Source organism: Denitrificimonas halotolerans (assembly GCF_034259425.1).
GTDB lineage: Bacteria > Pseudomonadota > Gammaproteobacteria > Pseudomonadales > Pseudomonadaceae > Denitrificimonas > Denitrificimonas halotolerans.
In genome coordinates this window covers 94,906-107,276 of sequence record NZ_JAXIVU010000004.1, presented here as the reverse complement: position 1 = coordinate 107,276, position 12,371 = coordinate 94,906, and the positions used below count along the sequence as shown (strand labels likewise).

Sequence of the window (12,371 nt, the reverse complement as noted above, 5' to 3'; positions counted from 1 at the left end):
AACAACAGGGAGAGACACATGCAAGCTATTGGTAGCATTTTGGTCGTTATGAACCCCAGCCAGTCAGAAGAGCTCGCTCTTAAACGTGCCAAGTTAATTGCTGGAGTTACACAGTCACGCTTACACCTTTTAGTATGTGATAAGCGTGGCGAGCATGGCCAATACTTAGAGCGAGTTAGTCAAGAATTAACAGAGGATGGCTACGAAGTCACGAGTCAGCAAGCTTGGCATGAGTCTTTCTACGAAACCATTATTAAAGTGCAACAGGCTGAAGGCTGCGGCTTAGTAATCAAACAGCACTTTCCCGAAAACCCTTTCAAGCGAGCTTTATTGACACCCGATGACTGGAAGTTATTACGCTACTGCCCATCCCCAGTACTGATCGCCAAAACCAAACGCCCTTGGACTGAAGGGACTGTCTTAGTAGCTGTCGATGTCGGCAACAGTAGCTCAGAGCATAAGGCACTCCACGCCAACCTAATCAGTAGCGCCTATGAAGTAGCCAGCATTGCCAAAGCAACGATGCATATTTTTAGCGCCCACCCTTCTCCAATGCTTTCAGCCTCTGACCCAACCTTCCAATTGCGTGAAACTATTGAAGCGCGCTACCGTGAGCAATGTGTCAATTTTGTTAAGGAATTTGAGCTAGAAGATGAGCAAATGCACATCAAAGAAGGCCCAGCAGATATATTGATTCCGGAAATGGCAAAGCAACTTGATGCGGTCGTCACTGTCATTGGCACAGTTGCACGCACAGGTATTTCAGGCGCACTAATCGGTAACACCGCTGAAGTAGTATTGGATGCAGTTGAAACAGACGTACTGATTCTTAAGCCACAATCAGTGGTCCAACATTTAGAAAAACAGCTTGAAAAGTAAAATCATCGAAACCACCTTTACTGCACCGCCATGCAAATCCTACTTGCATGGCAGTGATCAGTACTGAATTCATAGCATGTCTAGTCATAAAAGTGCTGAAAATTCATGCTAGCCCATGGTCTAACATGTAAAACTCTAGCTAAAATGCTTATTGCCCTTAACTTTAGCGCGCTTGTGGCATAGAATAAGCGCGCCATTTTAGGCAACCATGTCCAACTATGGAGGCTGTTTTCAAAGCGTAATGGGCTACAGCCCTCGGCGCTGCAGCGTAAATAGCAATGAAAATCAAACATTGCTTTGTTTATGTGAACTTTGAAAACAGCTTCCAGATAAGCGCCCCTTCCTGTTTAGGGGCCAATGATGAGGATAAAATACTGTGCTTGAAGCCTACCGCAAACACGTAGCAGAACGCGCTGAACAGGGCATCGTCCCTCAGCCTCTCGATAGCGAACAAACCTCTGGTTTAGTTGAGCTACTGAAAAACCCACCTGCAGGCGAAGAAGAGTTCCTACTGGACCTCATCACGAACCGCGTACCAGCGGGTGTTGACGAAGCCGCTTATGTTAAAGCTGCTTTCTTGTCTGCAATTGCTAAAGGTGAAGCCACTTCACCACTGATTGACAAAGCACACGCCGTTAAGTTGCTAGGCACCATGCAAGGTGGCTACAACATCGAAACTCTAGTTGGTCTATTAGATAACACTGAGTTAGCTGAGTTGGCCGCTACTGAACTCAAGCACACCCTGCTGATGTTTGATGCGTTCCACGATGTTGCTGAGAAAGCTAAAGCAGGCAATGCTAACGCTAAAGCTGTAATGCAGTCTTGGGCCGAAGGCGAGTGGTTTAAAAACCGTCCTGCACTCGAAGAAAAAATCACTTTAAGCGTATTTAAAGTACCTGGTGAAACCAACACCGACGACCTGTCCCCTGCTCCAGATGCATGGTCACGTCCTGACATTCCTTTGCATGCATTAGCCATGTTAAAAATGGAGCGGGATGGCATCAACCCAGACGTTCCTGGTTCAATTGGTCCAATCAAGCAAATGGAAGAGCTGAAAGCAAAAGGCTACCCTGTTGCTTATGTTGGTGACGTTGTTGGTACAGGCTCTTCACGTAAGTCAGCAACCAACTCTGTATTATGGTTCTTCGGTGATGACATCCCGAACGTCCCTAACAAGCGTGCTGGTGGTTTCTGCTTTGGTACTAAAATTGCTCCAATCTTCTACAACACCATGGAAGATGCAGGCGCACTACCAATCGAGTTCGATTGCACCGACTTAAACATGGGCGATGTTATTGACGTTTACCCATACAAAGGTGAAGTACGTCGCCACGGTTCTGATGAACTGGTTACGACTTTTGAATTAAAAACTGACGTTCTGCTTGATGAAGTTCGTGCCGGCGGCCGTATTCCATTGATCATTGGTCGCGGCTTAACTGAAAAAGCTCGTGCAGAATTAGGCATGGGCCCATCAGACTTATTCAAAAAGCCTGTTCCACCTGCAGGTAGTAACAAAGGCTTTACGCTTGCGCAGAAAATGGTTGGTCGCGCATGTGGCTTAGAAGAGGGTCAAGGTGTACGCCCTGGCACTTATTGTGAGCCGAAGATGACCACCGTTGGCTCACAGGACACTACAGGTCCTATGACCCGTGATGAGCTAAAAGACTTAGCATGCTTAGGTTTCTCAGCAGACCTCGTCATGCAGTCATTCTGCCACACTGCAGCCTACCCTAAGCCAATTGACGAAATCACGCACCACACTCTGCCTGACTTCATCATGAACCGTGGCGGTGTCTCACTGCGTCCTGGCGATGGTATCATCCATAGCTGGTTGAACCGCATGTTACTGCCTGATACCGTTGGTACTGGTGGTGACTCTCATACCCGATTCCCATTGGGTATCTCTTTCCCTGCAGGTTCAGGCTTGGTTGCTTTCGCAGCAGCTACTGGTGTTATGCCGCTGGATATGCCTGAGTCAGTACTGGTTCGCTTTAAGGGTAAAATGAAGCCAGGAATCACTTTACGTGATCTTGTTCACGCGATCCCTTACTATGCAATCAAAGAAGGTCTGTTAACTGTCGAGAAGAAAGGTAAGAAAAACATCTTCTCCGGCCGTATTCTAGAAATTGAAGGCCTTAACGATCTAACCGTTGAGCAGGCGTTCGAGCTATCTGACGCATCTGCAGAGCGTTCTGCTGCTGGTTGCACCATCAAGCTGCCTGAAGATGTGATTGCCGAGTACCTACGCTCGAACATCACTATGCTGCGTTGGATGATCAGTGAAGGCTATGGTGATGCTCGTACAATCGAGCGCCGTGCACAAGCGATGGAAGCATGGCTAGAAAATCCTGAGCTACTAGAAGCTGACGCTGATGCTGAGTACGCTGCTGTCATTGAAATCGACTTAGCTGAAATCAACGAGCCAATCCTGTGCGCGCCAAACGACCCAGACGATGCACGCCTTCTCTCTGAAGTTCAAGGCCGTAAGATTGATGAAGTTTTCATCGGCTCATGCATGACTAACATCGGTCACTTCCGTGCAGCGGGTAAATTATTACAGAAAGTTGATACTAAGATGCCAACTCGTCTGTGGTTAGCTCCACCAACCCGTATGGATCAGTACCAGTTAACTGAGGAAGGTTACTACGATATCTACGAAAAAGCTGGCGCTCGCATGGAAATGCCAGGCTGCTCATTGTGCATGGGTAACCAAGCTCGTGTTGAAACAGGTACTACTGTAGTCTCTACTTCTACGCGTAACTTCCCTAACCGTTTAGGTGATAACACTGACGTGTTCTTAGCATCTGCTGAGCTTGCGGCTGTTGCCTCAATCATTGGTAAGTTACCAACAGTTGAAGAGTACCTTGAGTACGCAAAAGACATCGACAGCATGGCTGCCGACGTTTATCGCTACTTGAGCTTTGACCAAATGGCTAATTACACAGAAGCTGCCGCAAACGCGTCAATTCCTGTGCTAGAAGTTTAATTTAGAGTCAACGCACTAAAAAATGCCCCACCATATGTGGGGCATTTTTGTTTCTACATAACTTCATTCCTCCCTCCAGACCACCTCCCAGTTGTTCTATTACCTTAGAGTCTCGTACACTCAATGAACAATACAAAAGAGATCTCTAGAGTCATGCCGACACAACACAAAGCCCAACAAGAACTTATGATGGCGTGGCGCGCGCAAGCTCGTGACCGACCCTGGCTGAGCTTAAGCTTTGCCACCATCATCTTGATCATCACCGGACTTTTAGTCGTGTCCACCTATAAAGGTGTTCACCTCCAGCACTTCTATTATGCCCTCAGTGGTGGGTTCGCAGGATTGATTGCCACTACTCTAGGTGCAGCGGTAATTTTCTTTACCCGTACAAGCAGCCTACGTACGCAAGATAGCCTGTTGGGATTCGCTGCAGGAATGATGCTCGCGGCCAGCGCCTTTTCTTTAATTTTACCGGGTATAGAAACAGCGCAAGAAATACTTGATCAACGCTTTTTAGCGGCAGGTATTGTCGCCACAGGTTTAGGCCTAGGCACTATCATGATGTTAGGCTTAGACTATTTTACACCGCATGGCTCAACCAATGAGGTTTTGTGTGGGGCTGAATGTCAACGACTCAGCGGAGTTTGGCTGTTTGTTTTTGCCATAGCACTACACAATTTACCAGAAGGCATGGCCATTGGCATTTCCTTCACTCATGGTGAATTAAAAATTGGCTTACCCTTAACTCTAGCTATTGTAATTCAAGATATTCCTGAAGGCTTTGCTGTTGCTCTAGCCTTGCGAAGCGCGGGATTAACATCAAGAAAAGCTTTTTTAATTGGCGGCACATCAGGCTTGCTCGAACCACTAGGGGCAGTACTAGGTTTTACTATATCAAACAGTATTGTCTTAGCTTACCCCTTAAGTATGGGTTTAGCCGCAGGCGCGATGATTTTTGTTGTCTGCCATGAAGTAATTCCAGAAACTCATCGCAATAACCATCAAGCCGTAGCTACTACAGGCTTAATGCTTGGTTTTGCAATGATGATGTTTCTAGATACAGCACTGGGCTAAGAATAAGGTTACTTACTCTTGTTTCGAATGATTTTAAGTTTATGGGTAAACTCCGTACTGATGCCTTTATGGTTCATCGTATCAATCGTTATGTTCCAGTTAGCCGTACTGGGCACTTTAATACGCGCAGGAAAATCCTCAAAAGCACCACCGTAATAGGTATGGCGTCCACCATTTTTATAGCTTCGGAAATTACGATCATTCATAAGACGGATATTGCATGTTTTCGAGCAATGAATCACAACAGTGTCGTCTTCATTTAAAAACTCGCGATGATGTACAAACTTCATAATACTTATCACAGTTAAATTATTTGGGCGTAATATAGCATGTTAGCTCTAATGAATTACATGGCAAACCTGCTCATCCCTTCTATTCTTTGGCTACAAACTGAATGATAAAGAACATGCACACATTTCACTCCATGCAGCACGCCTGGCTGCCGAGTAATTTTGACCACGGCATTCTGTATTTATGGTGATTGCTCTTTTAGGAAACTATTTATTCACTTTCTAAGAGTTATGACGCCATGTCTGCTACAAAAGCACATCCTGATTCACTGCTGTTAAATATTATCGCATCACGTATTGGTTATTTTATTGTTGGTATAGGCTTATCTGTCTGGGCACCCTTGGTACCTTATGTTCGGTTAAAAACACCAATGAACGATGCCACTTTTGGCTTAATGCTGCTATGTATTGGTATCGGTTCGCTCACTTGCATGCCGACCTCTGCTGCCCTGACCAATCGCTGTAGCATACGGCATTGCTTAGTGGTCATTACATTAATTTTACTCAGTGCTTTATTAACTGTAGCCACAGCTACATCCCTTTGGATACTCGGATTTGCGTTATTTTTATTTGGTGGTTCGATGGGTGTACTCGATGTTATTTTAAACGTCCAAGGTTTAAGCATTGAGCACCGCGCTAACCGCAGCATGATGTCGAATTTTCACGGCATGTTTAGCTTGGGTACTATTGTTGGCTCAATCTTAATGACCGCCCTACTCATGCTTGGGCTATCAGCTTTGCTCAGCACTTTATGTGTCATAAGTCTGATGCTCATACTTTCACTGTTTGCCTTTAAAGGTTATTTAGATGAGCGCACCTTACGCAGTCAAGATACATTTATCTGGCCTAACAGCTGGATTTTTTTAGTTGGTTTGATGTGTTTTATTGTCTATTTAGCTGAAGGAGTAATTTTAGACTGGAGCGCATTATTTTTAATTGAAGAAAAACAGATTGCCACAGCACAAGCCGGCTTGGGTTATGCAAGCTTTGCAGTATTGGTAGCTACCGGCAGGTTTTTAGGTGATGCCATTGTAGAATCTTTAGGGCGCGTACGTGTCTTAGTTGGAGGTGGTTTAATTGCTGCCAGCGGCATTGTTTTAAGTATTGTAAGCCCACATTGGAGCATTGCTTTAATTGGCTATGCTCTATGCGGGTTGGGCAGTGCAAATGTTTCACCAGTATTAATTTCTACCTTAAATAAGCAAACCCATATGCCACCTCATTTAGCCATCACCGCAGCTACCACTATCGGTTTTGCTGGCGTACTAGCCGGCCCTGCAATGATGGGTGTGGTAGCTCATTATAGCTCGTTAAGTATTGCATTTACTGTGGTGGCCGGCGCCTTGCTCGTGGTGGCAGCTTGTGGTCCTCGCTTTAAATAAACATTTTCCTCTCGCTCAGAAGCGATGCTAGGCGTAACTTGATCAGCTTGACTCACCCTTGGGTCAACGTCGCTCAGACGGTTCTGGGCGCTTACGTTTCTGAGGTTTTTATGACAGATGTTCACCTACCACGACGCTTTTCACGTATCGATCGCTTACCTCCTTATGTATTTAATATCACAGCCGAATTGAAGATGGCAGCACGCCGGCGCGGTGAAGATATTATTGACTTCAGCATGGGAAATCCCGATGGCTCCACTCCACCCCATATTGTCGACAAGCTAGTACAGGTCGTGCAGTGTGGTGATACTCATGGATACTCTACTTCCAGAGGCATCCCTCGTTTGCGTCGCGCTATAACCAATTGGTACAAAAAACGCTATGCGGTGGAGCTGGATCCAGAAAATGAAGCTATTGTCACGATAGGCTCTAAAGAAGGCCTAGCACACTTGATGCTCGCTACTCTAGATCAAGGTGATATGGTGTTAGTACCTAACCCAAGTTATCCGATTCATATTTATGGTGCAGTTATTGCCGGTGCACAAGTACGCTCTGTGCCGCTAATTTCTGGAGTAGACTTCTTTGCTGAATTAGAAAAGGCCATTAGCGAATCCATTCCCAAACCCAAGATGATTATTCTTGGGTTTCCATCCAACCCTACAGCCCAGTGTGTCGAATTAAATTTCTTTGAACGTGTAGTGGCTCTAGCACGGCAACACAATATTATTGTAATTCATGATTTAGCCTATGCCGATATTGTTTACGATGGTTGGCAAGCCCCCTCAATTATGCAAGTTAAAGGCGCGCGCGATGTAGCTGTTGAGTTTTTCACTTTGTCGAAAAGCTACAATATGGCAGGCTGGCGTGTAGGTTTTATGGTGGGCAACCACGAGTTAGTCAGTGCTTTAGCCCGCATAAAAAGCTATCACGACTATGGTTCTTTCACGCCCGTACAAGTGGCAGCTATTGCCGCATTAGAAGGTGACCAACAATGCGTATTAGATATTGCTGAACAATACCGCCAACGCCGCAACCTAATGGTCAAAGGCCTGCATGAGTTGGGCTGGATGGTCGATAAACCCAAAGCCTCGATGTACATTTGGGCAAAGATTCCCAAGTATTATGCACATTTAGGCTCATTGGAGTTTTCTAAAAAGCTACTAGCTGAAGCTAAGATTAGCGTATCACCAGGCATTGGTTTTGGTGACTATGGTGATGACTATGTGCGTTTTGCATTGATTGAAAATCTAGATCGATCACGTCAAGCATTGCGTGGCATTAAAGCAATGTTCCGCGCAGACGGCTTAATTGATTAAAACCACCCCGCTACATCGCTGAAACTGCGATGTAGCTCTCCTTCTCACTTCTTGTTTACTATCAATCTTTAAGTTAATGAAAGGATTTTAAAAAGGTTTATATATAAATGCACACCAGTGTATGATGGTTTAAATCAATATGTGCAATACATCTTTTCCATTGCCAGCAATCTTAGCGTGAATGGTTTTGATTTGAGCTTTATTCCTAGCCTGCTGCACTATAGTGAGTTTGCATCCAAGATCTCGGCAAAAATAGCTTACCTCTCACTTAGAACAGACCCAAGCAAAGTGTCTGACATCATTAAACCACGTTAATTTAAACGACTCGTTTTTAAGCCAATCATGGTGCACGACATACTCAATTGCGGTACATCGTACTGTCTGCCAAAAGTTGCCCCGCAAGTGCGCACGGAACACACTGCGGACAACCCACTAATCGCCGACCAAACTCCATTGCCTGCTTAAACGTTTATCTGAGACAGGTACTTGAGTACCTAATTGCTGAGCAAATAGCGAAACACGGTATTCTTCCAGCATCCACCGGTACAAAACTAGATGCTCATCAAACTTACCTTCCTTAGCATGCTTCTCTTGACGCTTTTTCAGTTGCTCCATATAACTGTTGAGCTCAAGAGTCCATACACGGTCCTGCTGTATCTGCCCAGGTAACTTCTGTAAGCGCTGCTCTACAGCCTTTAAATAACGTGGATACTCCTGCAACCAGCGCGCGGGTGTATTACGAATAAATCCACTGTAGAGTAATCCTGCAAGCTGTGTTTTAACATCATTGAGCGCAACTGCCATGGACAAATCAATGCGCCCTTTTAAACATTTTTTAATCTCATGCCAGTGCTGCAATATTAATAATACAGTGCGGGCTAAATGCTCTGCCACACCAACCAAATCACCTCGTTTACGCTGAGCCAACTCAGCAACAACCTCAGCACTTCTCGGCAGCACCTTTAAATCTTGCAACATACAACGATCAACACTGGCCAACAAAATATCTTCTGTCAGAGCTTCAATACTGCCTAAGTCACGGTAGAGTAAAGCCATTTCCGTTAGCATAGGCATCTTATTGCGCAAATATTTAGCTTGCTCCGGTAATTGCTTCACCAGTAATCGCTGCAAAGCTCGACGGTGCTCTTGTTCCGCCTGCTGCTGAGTGGAAAAACGCCCCTCTTGCACCTCACCATTACAATCAACCAAGGCTGGGTAAACCGTCATCGCCATACCCGCAATCTTATGAGTACTTTGTTCAGCAATCTCAAATGCCTCACCACTAACTTGCGTCTGCTCGCTTTGTGTTTGTTTGAGTTCAGCCAATGCTTTTTGACTAGCACCTGAAAAGCGTGCACGCAACTCATTGAGGTCACGACCTTCACCAAGATGCTTACCATTGGCATCCACCACTTTGATATTCATCTTCAAATGCTCATCGAGCTGAGCAATGGCTTCTTGCCAGAGTGCTTCACTGACTCGTACACCTGTCATACGCAGTAATTGCTGACCTAACTCTTCCGCCAATGTCCCTTGAGCAAAGGGCATTCCCTCAAGTGCTGCAGCAATAAAATCAGGCACTGGAACAAAATTTTTACGCACAGATTTAGGCAAATTTCGCACCATAGCAACGCAACGTTGCGCCAGCAGGCCCGGTACTAGCCACTGTAATGCTGCTTCAGGCACTTGTGCTAATAAAGGCGCTGGAATAGTAACCGTAACGCCATCACGTACATGTCCAGGCTCAAAATGATAAGTAAGAGGTAATTTAATATCTTGCCAAGTTAAAGTGTCAGGATACTGATTCTCCGTAATTTCTGTGGCATCCCGTGCTAGCACGTCCTCTTCGGTCATTAACAACAACCGAGGTTTTTTCTCACTATTACGCTTATACCACCGATCAAAACTAGCAGTTTGATAAATATTGTCCGGTAAATGTTTGTCATAAAAATCAAATAAAGCATCTTCATCCGCTAAAATATCGCGGCGACGCGCCTTAGCTTCGAGCTTATCTAAGGTTTTTAATAGTTGACGATTGGCTTTTAAACAATGAGCGCGACTGAGGATTTCATTCGCCACCAAACCTTCACGAATAAAGGTTTCACGACTCAAAGCAGGTTCGATTGGGCCATAATGTACCGCACGGCGACCAATAATAATCAGGCCGTACAAAGTCACTTGTTCATAAGCTACCACTTGACCGCGACGTTTTTCCCAGTGCGGCTCTAGATAAGCGCGCTTAATTAAATGTCCACCCAGTTTTTCCACCCACTCTGGTTCAATTTTTGCCACTAAACGAGCAAACAAACGACTGGTTTCCACCAGTTCAGCAGCCATCAACCATTGTGGACGTTTACGCCCTAAAGTACTCGAAGGATGAATGTGGAAGCGACGTTGGCGTGCACCTAAAAAGTCATTGTCTTCAGTTTTCTGCCCAATTTGACTGAGTAAGCCAGCCAATAATGCTTTATGCAGCTGTTCATAGCTACTCGGCTGCTCGTTAAAAGGCAGCTTCAAATCACGGCAAATTAAAGTCAATTGACGATGAGCATCGCGCCATTCACGCATGCGCAAATAGTTCAGAAAGTTCTGTCGACACCAACGGCGCAATGCAGAGCTACCCAAGGCTAAACGTTGTTCTTCAAAGTTACGCCAGATGTTAACCAATACGGCAAAATCTGAATCTGGATCTTTCCAGACTGCGTGAGCCTGATCCGCAGCTTGCTGTTGATCTGTTGGGCGTTCACGTGGGTCTTGCACAGATAAAGCACTGGCCACGATCAACATTTCGCGCAAGCTACCCTCATCTGCAGCAGCCAGCAACATGCGACCAACTCGTGGATCAATAGGCAAGCGGGCCAACTGTTTACCAATATCAGTCAGCTTACTGTTTCGATCGACCGCACTGAGCTCTTGTAACACATTAAAGCCATCACTGATGGCTTTACTTTCAGGAGGCTCGATGAAAGGGAAATTCTCAATGGCACCTAAGCGTAAATGCAGCATCTGCAAAATAACAGCGGCCAAGTTAGTGCGCAAAATCTCTGGATCGGTAAACTCAGGACGCCCTAAAAAATCTTCTTCGCTATAAAGACGAATACAAATACCAGCTTCAACACGCCCACAACGACCTTGACGTTGATTAGCACTGGCACGGGAGATAGCCTCAATCGGCAGGCGTTGAATTTTTGCCCGATAACTGTAGCGACTGATACGAGCTGTACCACTATCAATCACATAACGAATGCCAGGTACAGTTAGCGAAGTTTCTGCCACGTTAGTGGCTAAAATTACTTTACGCGCCGGACTGCTTTGGAAGATCTTTTGCTGCTCGCTCGGTGATAGACGCGCATATAGGGGTAAAATCTCAGTATGCTTAAGTTGAGCTTTACGTAAAACCTCTGCACATTCACGAATTTCCCGCTCACCGGGTAAGAACACCAATACATCACCAGGCAAGCGTTTCTGTTGACGTTCATAGTCAGTGATTTCTAATAAGCCATTGAGAATCCCCTGATCAATACTGAGGTCTTCTTCTAAAAAATTGCCATCTTCGTCTTTATTCGCCAGTAATGGACGGTACCAAGTTTCAACCGGATAGGTACGTCCTGACACCTCAATAATAGGCGCACCATTAAAGTGCTTAGAAAAGCGCTCTAAATCAATGGTCGCTGAAGTGATAATGACTTTCAAATCAGGACGGCGAGGCAAAATCTGTTTGATATAGCCCAATAGAAAATCAATATTCAGGCTACGTTCGTGCGCTTCATCAATAATGATAGTGTCATAACGCTGTAAAAAGCGATCGCGCCCCGTTTCCGCCAATAAAATGCCGTCAGTCATCAGCTTAATCAGAGTGCCTGCGTGACTCTGATCTTCGTAGCGCACTTGATAACCGACCAACTCACCTAAGGGCGTTCCCAACTCTTCAGCAATGCGTGAAGCAACACTACGTGCCGCAAGGCGTCGCGGCTGAGTATGTCCAATTAACCCATGAGTACCACGACCCAACTCTAAACATAGCTTAGGCAGTTGCGTAGTTTTACCCGAACCTGTCTCACCAGCAATCACTAAAACCTGATGCTGCTCTAACGCTTCTTTAATCGCTTCACGATGCTCAGCAATGGGTAAACTATCATCGTAAGTGATCCGTGGGATACTCAAGCGGCGATTTTCCACCTGCTGACAGGACCTCTCTAAATCCTGCTGCCACTTCATTAAGCTATCGGTGTGATCAGACTGTTTGAGCACTGCCAATAAACGCCTGCGCAACCGGTGCTGATCTGCACTTTTAGCCTGCTTAATTTGCTCAAGTAATAAATTCTGGTTAAATTGTTTGCTCATTAACGACTAATAAATATCCAATATTGAGCTGTCTATTGTCGCAGGTTTACATCATATTTGCTGCTCATTTGCATAGAGGTGCACGCCTATATTGCCGATA

7 protein-coding genes are annotated in these 12,371 nt (G+C 45.4%); 5 read left to right on the top strand and 2 right to left on the bottom strand.

Features of this window, described 5'->3' with window-relative positions; all coding sequences use genetic code 11:
• Positions 1-18: 18 nt before the first annotated feature.
• The 3 genes from TOI97_RS04855 to TOI97_RS04845 all read left to right on the top strand — a co-directional run bounded on the left by TOI97_RS04855 (position 19) and on the right by TOI97_RS04845 (position 4,939).
• On the top strand, positions 19-879 hold the full coding sequence (locus TOI97_RS04855; RefSeq protein WP_321552990.1) for a universal stress protein: 861 nt from the start codon (positions 19-21) through the stop codon (positions 877-879).
• 376 nt (positions 880-1,255) lie between these two features.
• On the top strand, positions 1,256-3,865 hold the full coding sequence (acnB, locus tag TOI97_RS04850; protein ID WP_321552989.1) for a bifunctional aconitate hydratase 2/2-methylisocitrate dehydratase: 2,610 nt from the start codon (positions 1,256-1,258) through the stop codon (positions 3,863-3,865).
• Between the two features lie 153 nt (positions 3,866-4,018).
• Complete coding sequence (locus TOI97_RS04845) at positions 4,019-4,939, top strand: ZIP family metal transporter (RefSeq protein WP_407651314.1); 921 nt, start codon at positions 4,019-4,021, stop codon at positions 4,937-4,939.
• Positions 4,940-4,947: 8 nt separating this feature from the next.
• Here TOI97_RS04845 and TOI97_RS04840 read toward each other — a convergent pair whose 3' ends face one another.
• Positions 4,948-5,229, bottom strand: a complete 282-nt coding sequence (locus TOI97_RS04840) for a DUF1883 domain-containing protein (protein WP_321552988.1) — start codon at positions 5,227-5,229, stop codon at positions 4,948-4,950.
• A gap of 239 nt (positions 5,230-5,468) precedes the next feature.
• Between TOI97_RS04840 and TOI97_RS04835 the strand changes: the two genes are divergently transcribed.
• Together TOI97_RS04835 and alaC are read left to right on the top strand one after the other, a co-directional pair.
• Positions 5,469-6,611, top strand: coding sequence for an MFS transporter (locus TOI97_RS04835; RefSeq protein ID WP_321552987.1), 1,143 nt, complete (start codon positions 5,469-5,471; stop codon positions 6,609-6,611).
• Between the two features lie 83 nt (positions 6,612-6,694).
• Positions 6,695-7,927, top strand: a complete 1,233-nt coding sequence (gene alaC / locus TOI97_RS04830; RefSeq protein ID WP_321553070.1) for an alanine transaminase — start codon at positions 6,695-6,697, stop codon at positions 7,925-7,927.
• Between the two features lie 432 nt (positions 7,928-8,359).
• Here alaC and hrpA read toward each other — a convergent pair whose 3' ends face one another.
• A complete protein-coding gene (gene hrpA / locus TOI97_RS04825; RefSeq protein WP_321552986.1) occupies positions 8,360-12,271 on the bottom strand; it encodes an ATP-dependent RNA helicase HrpA in 3,912 nt (1,303 codons plus the stop codon).
• Positions 12,272-12,371 lie beyond the last annotated feature (100 nt).